Source organism: Nocardiopsis sinuspersici (assembly GCF_001998325.1).
Classification (GTDB): domain Bacteria; phylum Actinomycetota; class Actinomycetes; order Streptosporangiales; family Streptosporangiaceae; genus Nocardiopsis; species Nocardiopsis sinuspersici.
In genome coordinates this window covers 2,116,442-2,130,488 of record NZ_MCOK01000001.1, presented here as the reverse complement: position 1 = coordinate 2,130,488, position 14,047 = coordinate 2,116,442, and the positions used below count along the sequence as shown (strand labels likewise).

The following is a 14,047-nucleotide window of genomic DNA, read 5'->3' as shown; positions in this document are numbered from 1 at the left end:
TCCCGACCAGACGGGGCGCGGACGAGGACACCTGTGCCCCGCCCGGGGCCGAAGGAGGCCAGGGCAGGGCGATGGCTCAGTCGCGGCGTGCGGCCCAGACGGTGCGCTCTGTACGCACCACGAGGTCGTCCCGGGCCAGGATGCTGTGGGGGCCGTCGGTGTCGAGCAGCCGGTCCAGCGCGGCGAGGTCCTCGGCCGAGAGCGCGTCCGCGACGGAACCGCGGACGCCCTGCAGGCTGGCGAGGGCGTAGCGGCCGATCGCCTCGTCGCGGGAGCCCTCGATGTCCACGGTGAGGGTGCGCTCCCCCTCGACGGTGAATCCGGCGGCGGTCAGCCTCGGCCCCCAGTCGGCGCCGCGGTGGGGCACGTGCTCGGCGTGGAAGCGGTCGCTCGCGGCATGGCAGCGCTCCTCCAGGCCGGGCCGGTCGTGCGGGGCGTCCTCCGGCAGGAAGCGGGGGGACCCGGCCAGCTCGACGACGGCGAACAGGCCGCCGGGCACGAGCGTGTCGTGGACCTCGCGCATCGTGCGGTCGGGGTCGGCCATGTGGTGCATCGAGGCCGAGGCCCACACGAGGTCCGGTGTGCCAAGGTCGGGCCGTTCCGCGTCGAGATCGGCCTGGACGGTGCGCACACGCCCCTCCACCCCCTGCGCGCGGGCCTTCTCCCGCAGGCTGTGGAGGTGCTCGGCCGAGGAGTCGAAGGCGGTGACGTGTGCCTCGGGAAAGCGGGTGAGAAGGGCGAAGGTGCCGGCGCCCGTTCCGCATCCAAGGTCCACGATCTGGTGGGGGGCCGTCCTGACGGGCAGCCATGCGGTGACGGCGGCGATGTGCTCGGCGAGGACCTGCGCGTCCAGGTCGAGGATCTCCGCCTGAGCGGCGGAACCGTGCTGGTGGTCGTGATGTGCGCCGTGGCGGGCTGCGTGCTGGTGTGCGTGGGTCATGGGCCTCACGTTAGAACGGTCCTGCGCTTACGGCATGGTTTTTTGCCTCATCCGCAAGGCGAGGACCGTGTGGGCTGCCGAACGCGCAAGAACACGCCGGGTGGGTTCCGTGTGTCCCACGGCGGACGAAGGCCGGGGCCGTGTGCGGTCACGGCCGGGAGCGCTGCGCGTCGCGGTCGTCGTCGCTCCGCTGGTGGCCGCGGCGTGCGTCACGGTCGAAGATCCCCAGGATCTCGCAGGGGCCGCCCTCGGCCCCGATGGCGTGCGGAAGCATCGTCGGGAACTCCGCGGCCTGGTTGGTCTCGACGCGGAAACGGCGGTGGCCCAGCATGAGGACCGCGGTGCCGGAGAGGACCACCAGCCATTCCCGGCCGGGGTGGGCGCGCATCCGCGCAGGACTGTCGGGGGGTGGTTCGGTCATGCGCTGCCGCACGACGGTCATACCGGGATCCGCCTTGATGGGCCAGCGCATCAGGCTGTGGGTGCTGTCGATCATCGGGCTGGTGACGACCTCGTCGGAGGCGGTCTCGACGAGCTGGTCCAGGGTGGTGTCCAGGGCACGGGCGAGGGTGACGAGGCTGTCCAGGGCGAGACGGCGCTGACCGTTCTCGATACGGCTGAGCGTGGACTGGCTGAGCCGGGCCCGGGCGGCCAGTTCCTCCAGGGACCAGCCCTGCGCCACGCGCAGGGCACGGATGCGCTTGCGCACCAGGCTGTCCAACTCGCGATCTTCTTGCGTCATAGGCAAGAGTATATGCCCTTAGTGCAAAGCGCGGTTAGCGTCGTGCACAGACGCCCCGGATCGTCCGGGGCCGCGCACGAAGGAGAGGGCACGCGACATGCCTGAGACGACCGCCGCGTACGCGGCCGACACACTGCCGGACGGGCCCGTCGACACCGTGGTGGTCGGCGGCGGCGCCGCGGGGCTGAACGGCGCGCTGATGCTCGCCCGCTCGCGCCGCTCGGTCATCGTGATCGACGGCGGCACACCCCGCAACGCGCCCGCCCGGGCCGTGCACGGCCTCCTGGGCCTGGACGGCACCTCGCCCGCCGAACTGCTGGAGAGGGGACGGGAGGAGGTACGCCGCTACGGCGGCCTGGTCATCGCCGGAGAGGTGGTCTCCGCCGCCCCGGCCGCCCCGTCCGCCGAGGGCGACCCGCGCTTCACCGCCACCCTGGCCGACGGCCGTACGCTGGCGGCCCGACGTCTGCTGGTGGCGACCGGTCTGCGCGACGTGCTGCCGGAGGTTCCCGGACTGGCGGAGCACTGGGGGCGCGGTGTGGTGCACTGCCCGTACTGCCACGGCTGGGAGGTACGCGACGAGCCCATCGGCGTCCTCGCGGTCGGCCCCGCATCGGTCCACCACGCGCTGCTGTTCCGCCAGCTGACCGACGACCTCGTCTACTTCACCCGCGGCACGGAGTTGGACGAGGACACCCGGACACGTCTGGGCGCACGCGACATCCGCGTCGTCGACACCCCGGTGGACGAGGTCGTCAAGGCCGACGACGGCGGCGTCGCAGGCGTGCGCCTGGCCGACGGGCGGCTCGTGTCCCGCCGCGTCCTCGCCGTCGCCACCACGATGCGGGCCCGCACCGAGGGCCTGGACGGCCTGGGGCTGGCGATGGAGGACCTGCCCCACGGCATGGGCCGCCGCTTCGTCTCCGGCATGGCCGGCGCCACCGACGTGCCGGGCGTGTGGGTGGCCGGCAACGCCACCGACCTGACCGCCCAGGTGGGCGCTTCGGCCGCGGCCGGAGCCCTGGCCGGCTCCCACATCAACGCCCTGCTGGCCGCCGCCGACACCGAAGCGGCCCTCGCCGCGGCCGAGAACCGCGACTCCCGCGTCTGAGGCCCGGACACGCACCGGACCCGTGTCGGCTGCGCGCGGCCTGTTCGCCGTCATGGGCGTCCTGTTCCCCACCTTCTCGTCCGCGGCCTGAGGAGTTCGCCCCCCGTGCCCCGGGTGAGACGGGTCCGGCGCGGACGAGCCGCCCAAGGACGCCGTGAACGGTCCCCGGGACCGGGCAGAGGCGCACGGGGCCGTTCTCGTGCCCACCTCGCGTCGGTGCGAAGGACGATCGTTGCGGCCCGCGAGACGGGGTCGCGAGGGCTCCCCGTCAGCCGGTGGCCTCGCAGGGGCCACCGCCGCGCCCCCGGGGAGGACATCCCGGGGGAGGGGCGGCCCGGGAGGGGGAGGGGGCAGCGGCTCAGGCCCGGCACAGGACCGCGCCGCGCGGGATCACGAACACCCCGTCCGGGTCCTGGCTCCACGCCGTCCAGCCCGCCGAGATGCGCTCCAACTCCTGCCGGGTGGCGTGGCCCTCCTCGACGGCCTGGCGGCCCATGTCCGACTCCAGGACACGCCTGGACCACATGCCGCCCCACCAGGCGCGGCGGTCGGGCTCGGAGTGGCTCCACACCTCGGCCACGTAGGTGACGTCGGTGAACCCCGCCTGGCGGGCCCAGGCCTGCATGCGCCGTCCCGCGTCGGGTTCGCCGCCGTTGCGGCGCGCGATCCGCTGGTAGAGGTCCATCCACGCGTCCAGCTCGGGCAGGCGCGGATACCAGTACATGCCCGAGTAGTCGCTGTCGCAGGCGGCCACGACCCCGCCGGGCCTGACGACCCGGCGCATCTCGGACAGGGCGCGGACCGGGTCGGCCACGTGCTGTAGGACCTGGTGGGCGTGGACGACGTCGAAGGCGTCCGAGGGCAGGTCCAGGTCGTGTACGTCTCCGACCAGGAACTCGACGTTGTCGGTTCCGGCCTCCCGGGCGGCGGCGCGGGCCAGGTCCACCGCCTCGGCCGAGGAGTCCACCGCGGTGACGGTCCCGGGGGCCACCCGCCGGGCGAGGTCGGCGGTGATGCTGCCCGGACCGCAGCCCACGTCCAGCAGGGAGCGGCCGGGGACCATCTCGTCGAGCGCGTAGGCGGCGGAGTTGTCCGCGTTGCGCCAGCGGTAGGAGTTGGTGACCGACGGGTGTTGGCCGTGGGTGTAGCGCGTCATGGATCGCCCTCTCATGGGTCGCCGAGGCGTACCGACACCCAGGACCCTACACCTGGCGTCTCTGTTCGTGAGACTTGCTTCTCGACATGTGAGACGCCAGGGTCTCGGTCAGGCGCCGACGTAGGCCGCGAGGTGCTCACCGGTGAGGGTGGAGCGGTCGGCGACGAGGTCGGCGGGGGTGCCTTCGAAGACGATCCGGCCGCCGTCGTGGCCGGCGCCGGGACCCAGGTCGATGATCCAGTCGGCGTGCGCCATGACCGCCTGGTGGTGCTCGATGACGATGACCGACTTGCCCGAGTCGACGAGCCGGTCGAGCAGGCCGAGAAGCTGCTCGACGTCGGCGAGGTGAAGGCCGGTGGTCGGCTCGTCGAGGACGTAGACGCCGCCCTTCTCGGCCATGCGGGTGGCCAGCTTGAGCCGCTGCCGCTCGCCGCCGGACAGGGTGGTCAGCGGCTGGCCGACCTTGAGGTAGCCGAGCCCGACGTCCTCCATGCGCTGTAGGATCCTCGCGGCCGCGGGCACCTTCGCCCCGTCGCCGCCGAAGAACGCGTGTGCCTCGGTGACGGACATCGCGAGCACCTCACTGATGTCCTTGCCGTTCTCCGGACCGCCGAGGTGGTACTCCAGCACCTCCGCCTGGAACCGCTTGCCGTCGCACTCCTCGCACGGCGAGGCGACACCGGCCATCATCGCCAGGTCGGTGTAGACCACCCCGGCGCCGTTGCAGGCCGGGCAGGCGCCGGCTGAGTTGGCGCTGAACAGCGCCGGCTTCACGCCGTTCTCCTTGGCGAAGGCCTTGCGGATCGGGTCGAGCAGCCCCGTGTACGTCGCCGGGTTGCTGCGTCGCGAGCCGCGGATCGCGCCCTGGTCGATCGCCACCACCCCGGCGCTCGCCGGGATCGACCCGTGGATCAGCGAGCTCTTCCCGCTCCCCGCCACGCCGGTCACCACGCACAGCACGCCCAGCGGCACGTCGACGTCGACGTCGCGCAGGTTGTTGGCGGCGGCGCCGCGGATCTCCACGGCACCGGTGGGCTTGCGCACCTGCGGCTTGAGCCGCGCCCGGTCGTCGAGGTGGTGGCCGGTGAGCGTTCCGCTCCCGCGCAGCCGCCCGACCGTGCCCTCGAAGCAGACCGTGCCGCCCTCGGAGCCGGCCAGCGGGCCCAGATCGACGACGTGGTCGGCGATGGCGATGGTTTCCGGCTTGTGCTCCACGACGAGCACCGTGTTGCCCTTGTCCCTCAGCCGCAGCAGCAGGCCGTTCATCCGCTGGATGTCATGGGGGTGCAGGCCGATGGTGGGCTCGTCGAAGACGTAGGTGACGTCGGTGAGCGAGGAGCCCAGGTGGCGGATCATCTTGGTGCGCTGCGCCTCGCCGCCCGAGAGCGTGCCCGAGGGCCGGTCGAGCGAGAGGTAGCCCAGTCCGATCTCCACGAACGAGTCGAGGGTGTCCCCCAGCGAGGTGAGCAGCGGCGCCACAGAGGGCTCGTCCAGGCCGCGGACCCACGCGGCCAGGTCGCTGATCTGCATCGCGCACGCGTCGGCGATGCTGACCCCGTCGATCCGCGAGGAGCGGGCGGCCTCGCTGAGCCGGGTGCCGTCGCACTCGGGGCAGGTGGTGAAGGTGACCGCCCGCTCCACGAACTCCCGGATGTGGGGCTGCATCGCCTCGGGGTCCTTGGCGAGGAAGGACTTCCGCACCTTGGGGATCAGCCCCTCATAGGTGAGGTTGACTCCCTCGACCTTCACCTTCACCGGCTCCTTGTGGAGGAAGTCGCGCATCTCCTTCTCGGTGTACTCGCGGATCGGCTTGTTCGGGTCGACGAAGCCCGACTCGGCGTAGACACGCACCGTCCAGAAGCTGTCCGACTTCCAGCCGGGGATGGTGAACGCGCCCTCGGCGATCGACTTGGAGTCGTCGTAGAGCTGGGTGAGGTCGATGTCGGTGACCGTGCCGCGGCCCTCGCAGCGCGTGCACATACCGCCGGTGCGGTTGAAGGTCTGCTTCACGGCCTTGGTCCTGTCGGCACCGCGTTCGACCGTGATCGCGCCGCTCGCCCGAACCGAGGCGACGTTGAAGGCGAACGCGCTGGGCGGGCCGACGTGCGGCTGCCCGAGCCGGCTGAAGAGGATGCGCAACAGCGCGTTGGCGTCGGTGGCGGTGCCGACCGTGGAGCGGGGGTCGGCGCCCATCCGCTGCTGGTCGACGATGATCGCGGTCGTCAGTCCTTCGAGTACGTCGACCTCGGGCCGCGCCAGCGTCGGCATGAAGCCCTGCACGAAGGTGCTGTAGGTCTCGTTGATCATCCGCTGTGACTCCGCGGCGATCGTGCCGAACACCAGCGAGCTCTTACCCGAGCCCGAGACACCGGTGAACACCGTCAGCCGGCGCTTCGGGATCTCGATGCTGACGTCCTTGAGGTTGTTCACACGCGCGCCGTGCACGCGGATCAGGTCGTGGCTGTCGGCGGCGTGCGGCGCGGGGGACCGCGTGTCCGTACTCGTGGCCGTGCTCATCGTCTCTCCATCTGTTTGGGCGGGACCGCCCTCGCGGCCTCCGTCGGTGTCGCCTGGCCCGGTCCCACCGGTTTCGGGCGGTCCTGGTCCTCCCCGTCGGTCGGCGAGGCCCGTCAGACCAGCCAGCGGCCGTCGCGCATCAGTTCGCGGCCGGCCATCTCGTTCACCTCGCGCCAGGCCTGGACGCGGCGCGGAAGGACGCGGAACCAGCGGTAGGGCGTGGTCAGCGCGCGCGGATCGAAGCCGGTGTGCGCGGCGAACCGGTCACCCCGCTCCCGCGGCAGTGCGTCGATCTCCAGGACCTCGACCTCGCCCTCGATCATGGACACGTCGCGGGTGTGGCCCAGTCCCAGCCGGGCGGTGCGGGCGGTGGCCAGGTTCCTGCCGGTGGGGCTGTCCGTGGGCGTGGCCATCAACAGCGCCTCGCCGTCCCAGTCGAAGGACAGCGGCACCAGGTACGGCACACCGTCCGCCGAGGCGCTGGCCACCCAGAGGTCCTGGTCGTGGGTGAGCCGGTGCTCGGTGTCGCGACGGCGCCGGGCGCGGGAGCGGGGCTGGTCGCTCACCGGTCGGCCCAACGCAGCTCCTGGATACGGATCAGGTTGCCCGCGGGGTCGCGGAAGGCGCAGTCGCGGACGCCGTAGGGCTGCTCGGTCGGCTCCTGGACGACCTCGGCGTCGCCGGACCGCAGCTTCTCGAAGGTGCCGTCGAGGTCGCGGGTGGCCAGGTTGATGCCGGAGTAGGTGCCCTTGGCCATCATCTCGGCGATGGTGCGGCGCTCCTCCTCGGTGACGCCGCAGCCGTCGACGACCGGCGGCTCCAGGACGATGGACGTGCCGGGCTGGTCGGCGGGACCGACCGTGATCCAGCGCATTCCGCCGTAGCCGACGTCGCTGCGGACCTCGAAGCCGAGGGTGTCGCGGTAGAAGGCCAGGGAGGCGTCCGGGTCGTTGTGCGGAAGGAAGGCCTGGTGAATGGTGATGTCCATGGCAGTCACGCTAGAGGCGGCTCGGTGGCCGGCGCTTCTCGATTCCTGACCGGTCTGGTCACCTGCTTGGCCACACACGAGGGCATCCCCGCCGTCGCCCGCGCCGCCTGGCGCCGGTAGACGCTGGGCGCGACACCGACCAGCTCGGTGAAGCGGGTGCTGAAGGTGCCCAGCGACGAGCAGCCGACCTCGAAGCAGACCTCGGTGACACTGAGGCCGCCCCGGCGCAGCAGCGCCATCGCGCGCTCGATGCGCCGTGTCATCAGATAGGAGTACGGCGACTCACCGTAGGCCCGCCGGAACTCACGGCTGAGGTGCCCGGCCGACATGTGCGCACCACGGGCGAGCGCCTCCACGTCCAACGGCCGCGCGTACTCCCGGTCGATCCGGTCGCGGACACGACGCAACCGCGCGAGGTCGCTCAGGTGCTGTGCCGTGGCGGGTCTGCTGGTCACGTGTCATATCGTGCCACGCCGTACCGGAGTTGCCCAGCGCCGTTGGCGTTCCCGGTTCCAGGACCGGCCCGCCCGCCCGCCCGCCCGCGAAGAAGCCTCGGCGTGTGCCGATGAGTTCCGGCGCCCGAACGTGTCCGTATGGGCAGGAAGGCGCGTAGGGCGCGCCGCGTACGGAGAGGAGCGGCCATGACCAGGCTCAACAAGATCGTCCCCTGCCTGTGGTTCGACACCCGGGCCGAGGAGGCGGCCGACTTCTACGTCGGACTGTTCGAGGACTCGCGCATCCTGCGGGTCAGGCACTACGGGCCGGGCGCGCCCCGGCCCGCCGGCATGGTGCTCACCGTGGACTTCGAGATCAACGGCCAGCAGATCACCGCCCTCAACGGCGGCCCCGGGTTCACCTTCTCCGAGGCGGTCTCGCTCCAGGTCGTCTGCGACGGCCAGGAGGAGTCCGACCACTACTGGTACAAGCTCAGTGAGGGCGGCCAGGAGAGCCAGTGCGGCTGGCTCAAGGACCGCTTCGGCTTCTCCTGGCAGGTCTTTCCCGCCGAGCTCGACGACCTGCTGGCCGACCCCGACCCCGGTCGGGCCGGCCGCGCCATGCAGGCGATGCTGAAGATGGGCCGGATCGACCTGGCCGAGATCCGCAGGGCCGCGGACGGGGGCTGAGGCGCCGGCCCCGCCCCCGTGGCCGGGCGGTGCCGGTGGTGCCCGAGGCGGTCTCCCCGGGCACCACCACGTGGGCGCCGGGACCCGGCCCGCCGTCGTGCGCGGGTCAGACCCGGATCAGGGACAGGTAGGCGAAACCGATCGTCTCCCGGGTACCGCGGACACGGAACTCGCGGTGCCGGTCGGCCCCGGCCCGGACCTCGTCGGCGTCCGGGGAGCCGGGGTTGGCCAGCAGCCACTCCTCCCGGCCCCGGGCGTGCCGGTTCTCGAAGTCGTCCCACTCCCGCGGGCTCGCCTGCGAGAGCGCCCGAAGCCGGAAGCCGTGGGAGAGGGCGAAGTCCACCAGGTCCGGAAGGAACCGGTACTGGGCGCGCGGGATGTCGCGCATGACCTCCAGCTCCTCCATGGTCGGCTCGCGCAGCCAGAAGCACTCGCCGAACAGGAACCGGCCTCCGGGTTCGAGCAGGCCGGCGACCGACTCCAGGGCGTTGGCGGTGTGCCTCACCGGGTCACCGCCCCACACGTGGCTGGCACCGCTGTTGACCACCACGTCCGCGCGCGTGCCGGTCCAGGCGCCCACGTCGCCGGCCACGAGTTCGACGCGGTCGGCCAGTCCGCGGCCCCGGGCGTTGGCACGCCCGTGCCCGACGGCCTCCTCGCCGAGGTCGATGCCGAATCCGGTGGCGGTCGGCTCGCTCGCCAGGGCGCGCAGCAGGAACTCGCCCCAGCCGCAGCCGATGTCGACGATCCGCCTGTCCTCCAGGGAGTCCAGGTCGCGGATCAGCCTGGCGGCGTGGTCGTCGGAGAGCGGACCGTTGAAGTCGGCGTCGCGGTACAGGGGAGGAAGGGGTGGAGTGACCATCGGGACAGGATCGCCCACCCGCCCCGAAGCGTCCATCGGATTTCACGGGGGAGGGCCGACACGCCCTCCCCGCGGTCACATCCCGCGCACGGGCGTCCGGCCCGTGGCCCTCACCGGTGCCCGGGAGGTGCGGGTCCGGCGCCGCGGCCCCTCAGGGCCGCAGCGCGCAGTCGCCGCAGTAACCCGCCTCGGGCACCCGGTAGTACAGGCAGCACGTGGTACGCCGGAACACCGCCGCCCCCGAGGCGTCCGTCCCCGTGTAGGCGCCGGTCCCGGCCAGCGAGGGGCGCGCCAGCAGATCCCCGGCCACCTCCTCGGCCCGCTCCCGCCGGGCGGGCCGGTCCGCGCCCAGGGAGCGCACGGCCCCGGCCAGGGCCGCGGCCGTGTTGCCGCGCAGCAGCCCCCGCGCCACCTTGCCCACACCCGACAGATCCCGCGCCACGCGCGCCATCACCCCGAGGACCACCGTGCGCTCGATCCAGTCGGCCACCTCCACCGTCCCGCCGACCACCGGCGCGGCCCGCTCCTGCGCGGTGCGCAGCACCACCGGCCCCTCCCGGTGCGGGTCCCAGTGGAACCGCGCCGCGTCCAGCAGCGCCCCGTGGCACAGCGCCGCCGCCAGCACCGGCGACAGCAGCCGCGTGGCCAGTCCCTGGTGGAACACCGAGGCCGCCACCCGCCACTCCACCGTGGCGCCCGGCCGCCCCGACAGCTCCGCCAGCCGCCCGCGCACCCGCTCCACCTCCGCGGCGAGCCTCCCGTCCTCCACCGCGTCCGCGCCGCCCAGCGGCAGCCATCCGGAGCCGGGAGGCCGTGTCTCCAGGGCGAAGAGCATGTTGATCCCGCCGACGTCGGCCAGCACCGGCCGCACCGCCACACCCCTGTCGTCCACTCCCGCATCCGCCCTCTCGGCTCCCGGGGGAGGGCGCCGGTAGTGGCAGCACCACCCCCACCTCACGTGCTGATGGTCTCGTGCCGACAGGGCCGTGAAACCTAGATTGGTTCCGTGACCGGTCAGAGCACACACGACAGCGCGGGCGGAGGCGGGGACGGAGCTTCCCTGTCCTCCCCCGCCGGCCTGCCCCGTGTGGCCGAAGCCTACGGGGCCACCTGGCGGGTGCGCCTGGTCGAGGTCCTGTATCTGATGACCTCCCTGGCCCTGGCCCTGTTCTACCTGGTGCCCGCGTTCACGCTCATCGTCTCGGCCACCTGGGTCGGCTCCGCGCTCACCGCCCCGTGGCTGCCCGACGTACCCCGGCGAGAACCCCTCCACCTGGCTGAGGACGCGGTCACCTTCCTCCTGGGGTTCCCGGCCGCCGCGACCCTGCTGGCCCGCCTGGCCTGCCGGGTCCAGCGCAACCGGTTGGACCACGTGTTCGGGATCGTGGAGACCAGCCCGCCCGACCCCCTGGCCGACGACAACCCGCTCCTGCGCGCCTCGCGGTTCCTGCTCGGACGCGACGCCTGGTCTGCGGTCGTCTACAGCACCGTCGCCGGGGTCCACGGCCTCCTGGCCGCGGGCGCGGTGGTGGTGCTGGTGGTGTGCGGCGGAGCGACCGCCGTCGGCGCCCTGATCGGCATCGTGTTCGTACTGGTCCAGGGCGCCCCCGGTGACCTGGTCGGTCCGCTGGTCCTGGTCGTGGCCGGCCCGCTGTGCGCCCTGGTGGGCCTGCGCCTGGCCCCCACCATCGTCGCGACCGAGGTCCTGCTGCACCGCATGCTGCTGTTCGAGGCCCCCGAGGTGCGCATCCGCCGCCGCCTGGTCCACGTCCAGGACAGCCGCCTGCGCATGGTCGACGCCGCCGAGTCCGAGCGGCGCCGCATCGAGCGCGACCTGCACGACGGCGCCCAACAGCGGCTCCTCGCCCTGTCCATGACCCTGACCCGGGCCCGTTCACGTGTGGGCACCGATCCCGATACGGCTCTGGAGCTGATCACCGAGGCCCAGCGCGAGTCCCGGGAGGTCATGGACGAGCTGCGTCAGGTCGCGCGCGGACTCCACCCCCGTGTCCTGACCGACCACGGACTGGGCGCGGCCCTGCCCGTGGCCGCCGGACGCGCCCCGGTGCCCGTGCGGGTCGACGTCGAACTGCCGGAGCGCCCCTCGCCGCGGGCCGAGGGGGTGGCCTACTACGTGGCCTGCGAGGCGCTCACCAACATCGCCAAACACGCCGGGGCCACACGGATCACCGTGGCCGCCGAGCGGGTACCACGCACGTCCCGGCGCGGTGGCCGCGGTGGCGACCTGCTGCGGCTCACCGTCACCGACGACGGCGCCGGAGGGGCCGATCCCGAGTCGGGCACGGGCCTGTACGGCCTGTGGGACCGCGTGGACGCGGTCGACGGCACCCTGACCGTACACAGTCCTTCGGGCGAGGGCACCGTCCTGACCGCCGACATCCCATGGGAGGCATGACCGTGCACACCAGCGCGCACACCACACCGTCCGCCGAGAAGGGCCCACGGGTGGTCATCGCCGAGGACTCGGTCCTGCTGCGCAGCGGGATGGCCCGCCTGCTGGAGGACGCGGGCGTGGAGATCGTCGAGCAGGTCGGAGACGCCGAGGCCCTGCTGCGCGCGGTGGAGGACCACCCCGACGTGGACCTGTGCCTGGTCGACATCCGCATGCCGCCCACCTACTCCGAGGAGGGCATCCAGGCGGGCATCGTCATCCGTCAGAGGCACCCGGAGGTGGCGGTGCTGCTGCTGTCCCAGCACGTGGTCAGCCGCTACGCCGCCGACCTGCTGGGCGGCGGTTCCAGCAAGGTCGGCTATCTGCTCAAGGACCGGATCGCCGACATCGACGAGTTCCTGGGAGTGCTGCGCCGGGTGGCCGACGGCGGCGCGGCCATCGACCCCGAGGTGGTCTCACAGCTGCTCAGCAGGAGCCGGGACAGCGCACTGGAGCGCCTCACCCCCCGCGAGGCCGAGGTGCTGGAGGTGATGGCGCAGGGACTCAACAACGCGGGTATCGCGGATCGGCTGACCGTCACCGAACGCGCCGTGGAAAAGCACATCCGCTCGATCTTCACCAAGCTCGACCTGAGCCAGGACGACCACGACCACCGCAGAGTCCAGGCAGTCCTGCGCTATCTGCGCGGCGCGGACCGGAACTGAACGCCAAGACCAGGGGGCGCGAACCCTCGGGAAAGGAAAGACAGTGACATTCAAGGCGCGGGGCCTGTACGCCTCGTCGAGCAAGGAGCCGCGCAGGTTCCGCGTGGGGCCGTGGCTGCTCCTGGGCGCGGTGCTGGTGGCGGCCCTGGTGGTGGCGACCGCGTTCTCGGTCCTGGGCAGCGTGGGCGTGGACCACGGCGACCGCAGCGACACCTACGACGCTCCCCAGTCCATGGAGATCGAGAACAGCACCGGCGGCGACGTCACCCTCACCGGCGGCGACGAGGGGGTGCGGTTGGACCGCACCCTGCGCGGAACCCCCCTCACCGAGCCGGAGGAGGACATCGAAACGAGCGGTGACGCCCTGCAGGTGGAGGCTCTCTGCCTGGGCGTACCGTTCCTCGGCGGCTGCCGGGTCGACTACGAGGTCGCGGTTCCGGAGGGGACCGCGGTGACCGTGGAAACCGTCAGCGGCCGGATCAGCGTGGAGAACGTCCACGGTGAGCTGAACCTGACCAGCACCAGCGGCCAGGTCCGGGTGGACGACACCAGCGGCGACGTCACCGCCGAGTCCACCAGCGGCAGGATCGACGTGACCGGCGCGAGGGGTTCACTGGTCGCCGAGACCACCAGTGGCCGGATCACCGCGGAGGGCGAGGGTGAGAGCCTGCAGGCCTCGAGCACGTCCGGGCACGTGGACGTGTCCGGGTTCGACGCGCGAACGGTCACGGCCGAGTCCACCAGCGGCGGCGTCCAGGTGGGCGGGGACTTCACCGAGGCGCGGGTCTCCACGGTCTCGGGGAGCATCGGGGTCACCACCGAGGACACCTTCGACCTGCTGAGCATGGAGAGTGTCAGCGGCGGTATCCACGTACAGGTACCCGAGGGCGTCTACGAGGTCACCGGGGAGTCCGCGTCCGGGAGCCGCCACGTGGGGGTGGAGACCTCGTCCGGGGCGGACGCACGCATCGAGGCCGACACCGTCAGCGGCACCCTGAGCGTCACATCCGACTAGGAGGCGCCGACCCGCTCGAAGCGCAGCGCCGCCCAGTCCGAGTCGATCGGCACCTGGGCGGTGCCGTGCCATCCGGAGTCGACGAGGAGGTCCCAGCCCTTGTCGGCGGCCAGGTCGGTGATGATGGTTCCGCCGCGCTGGGGATAGCACATCCACAGGCGGGTGCGCGGGCCCACCAGGGTCAGTGTCCGGGGCGCCTCGCGATCCACGGTTCCCCGGTCCAGGGCGAACATGTGGACGTCGTCGTACTCGGCGCCCTCGACGGGCCCCAGGTCGATATGGATGTCGGGGGGCGGATCCAGCAGCCGCAGGTAGCGCTCCGGAGCGTTGAGAACGAGCAGCCGGTCACCAGGCTGCACCCCGAGCCTCTGGGAGAGGGTCTTCGTCATGTCCTCCTCCGTTCTTGGCCTGTCGGGCGGCCTCACACGCCTCCCTGGACACCGTACGGTCCCAGGGCGGGGAATCCGAGTACCTT

15 protein-coding genes are annotated in these 14,047 nt (G+C 72.4%); 5 read left to right on the top strand and 10 right to left on the bottom strand.

Annotated elements, in window-relative coordinates; genetic code table 11:
• Positions 1-76: 76 nt before the first annotated feature.
• On the bottom strand, positions 77-940 hold the full coding sequence (locus NOSIN_RS09035) for a class I SAM-dependent methyltransferase (RefSeq protein WP_077690300.1): 864 nt from the start codon (positions 938-940) through the stop codon (positions 77-79).
• 148 nt (positions 941-1,088) lie between these two features.
• Positions 1,089-1,682 carry a helix-turn-helix domain-containing protein gene (locus NOSIN_RS09030; RefSeq protein WP_077690299.1) on the bottom strand — a complete coding sequence of 198 codons (594 nt, stop codon included), beginning with the start codon at positions 1,680-1,682 and terminating at the stop codon, positions 1,089-1,091.
• A gap of 97 nt (positions 1,683-1,779) precedes the next feature.
• On the opposite strand from NOSIN_RS09030, the gene NOSIN_RS09025 reads away from it, so the two are divergent.
• Complete coding sequence (locus NOSIN_RS09025) at positions 1,780-2,793, top strand: NAD(P)/FAD-dependent oxidoreductase (RefSeq protein WP_077690298.1); 1,014 nt, start codon at positions 1,780-1,782, stop codon at positions 2,791-2,793.
• A gap of 358 nt (positions 2,794-3,151) precedes the next feature.
• Here NOSIN_RS09025 and NOSIN_RS09020 read toward each other — a convergent pair whose 3' ends face one another.
• The 5 genes from NOSIN_RS09020 to NOSIN_RS09000 all read right to left on the bottom strand — a co-directional run bounded on the left by NOSIN_RS09020 (position 3,152) and on the right by NOSIN_RS09000 (position 7,909).
• A complete protein-coding gene (locus tag NOSIN_RS09020; RefSeq protein ID WP_077690297.1) occupies positions 3,152-3,949 on the bottom strand; it encodes a methyltransferase domain-containing protein in 798 nt (265 codons plus the stop codon).
• 108 nt (positions 3,950-4,057) lie between these two features.
• Positions 4,058-6,466, bottom strand: coding sequence for an ATP-binding cassette domain-containing protein (locus NOSIN_RS09015; RefSeq protein ID WP_077690296.1), 2,409 nt, complete (start codon positions 6,464-6,466; stop codon positions 4,058-4,060).
• A gap of 113 nt (positions 6,467-6,579) precedes the next feature.
• The gene (locus tag NOSIN_RS09010) at positions 6,580-7,044 is read right to left on the bottom strand and encodes a pyridoxamine 5'-phosphate oxidase family protein (protein ID WP_218908819.1); all 465 of its coding nucleotides are present in this window, start codon (positions 7,042-7,044) and stop codon (positions 6,580-6,582) included.
• Complete coding sequence (locus tag NOSIN_RS09005) at positions 7,029-7,454, bottom strand: VOC family protein (protein ID WP_077693506.1); 426 nt, start codon at positions 7,452-7,454, stop codon at positions 7,029-7,031. Before NOSIN_RS09005 ends, NOSIN_RS09010 begins: the two co-directional genes overlap by 16 nt.
• Positions 7,455-7,459: 5 nt before the next feature.
• Positions 7,460-7,909, bottom strand: coding sequence for a helix-turn-helix transcriptional regulator (locus NOSIN_RS09000; protein WP_077690294.1), 450 nt, complete (start codon positions 7,907-7,909; stop codon positions 7,460-7,462).
• 186 nt (positions 7,910-8,095) lie between these two features.
• Here NOSIN_RS09000 and NOSIN_RS08995 point away from each other — a divergent pair, with 186 nt between their 5' ends.
• On the top strand, positions 8,096-8,578 hold the full coding sequence (locus NOSIN_RS08995; protein WP_077690293.1) for a VOC family protein: 483 nt from the start codon (positions 8,096-8,098) through the stop codon (positions 8,576-8,578).
• Positions 8,579-8,684: 106 nt separating this feature from the next.
• Here the strand turns inward: NOSIN_RS08995 and NOSIN_RS08990 are convergent, their stop codons facing one another.
• On the bottom strand, positions 8,685-9,440 hold the full coding sequence (locus NOSIN_RS08990; protein ID WP_077690292.1) for an SAM-dependent methyltransferase: 756 nt from the start codon (positions 9,438-9,440) through the stop codon (positions 8,685-8,687).
• Positions 9,441-9,591: 151 nt separating this feature from the next.
• Complete coding sequence (locus NOSIN_RS08985; RefSeq protein ID WP_170293591.1) at positions 9,592-10,275, bottom strand: (2Fe-2S)-binding protein; 684 nt, start codon at positions 10,273-10,275, stop codon at positions 9,592-9,594.
• Positions 10,276-10,527: 252 nt separating this feature from the next.
• Here NOSIN_RS08985 and NOSIN_RS08980 point away from each other — a divergent pair, with 252 nt between their 5' ends.
• Genes NOSIN_RS08980 through NOSIN_RS08970 form a run of 3 tightly spaced genes read left to right on the top strand, consistent with a single transcriptional unit; the run spans position 10,528 to position 13,572 of the window.
• Positions 10,528-11,856: a sensor histidine kinase gene (locus NOSIN_RS08980; protein ID WP_077690291.1), complete on the top strand. Its 1,329-nt coding sequence runs from the start codon at positions 10,528-10,530 to the stop codon at positions 11,854-11,856.
• Positions 11,853-12,557 (top strand): response regulator transcription factor, encoded by a 705-nt coding sequence (locus NOSIN_RS08975; RefSeq protein ID WP_077690290.1) that lies wholly within the window; start codon positions 11,853-11,855, stop codon positions 12,555-12,557. Before NOSIN_RS08980 ends, NOSIN_RS08975 begins: the two co-directional genes overlap by 4 nt.
• A 43-nt stretch (positions 12,558-12,600) precedes the next feature.
• Entirely contained in the window at positions 12,601-13,572 is a 972-nt protein-coding gene (locus tag NOSIN_RS08970; protein ID WP_077690289.1) for a DUF4097 family beta strand repeat-containing protein, read from the top strand.
• On the opposite strand, the gene NOSIN_RS08965 is transcribed toward NOSIN_RS08970, so the two are convergent.
• Positions 13,569-13,961 carry a hypothetical protein gene (locus NOSIN_RS08965; protein WP_077690288.1) on the bottom strand — a complete coding sequence of 131 codons (393 nt, stop codon included), beginning with the start codon at positions 13,959-13,961 and terminating at the stop codon, positions 13,569-13,571. The two genes, NOSIN_RS08970 and NOSIN_RS08965, sit on opposite strands and share 4 nt — an antisense overlap.
• Positions 13,962-14,047 lie beyond the last annotated feature (86 nt).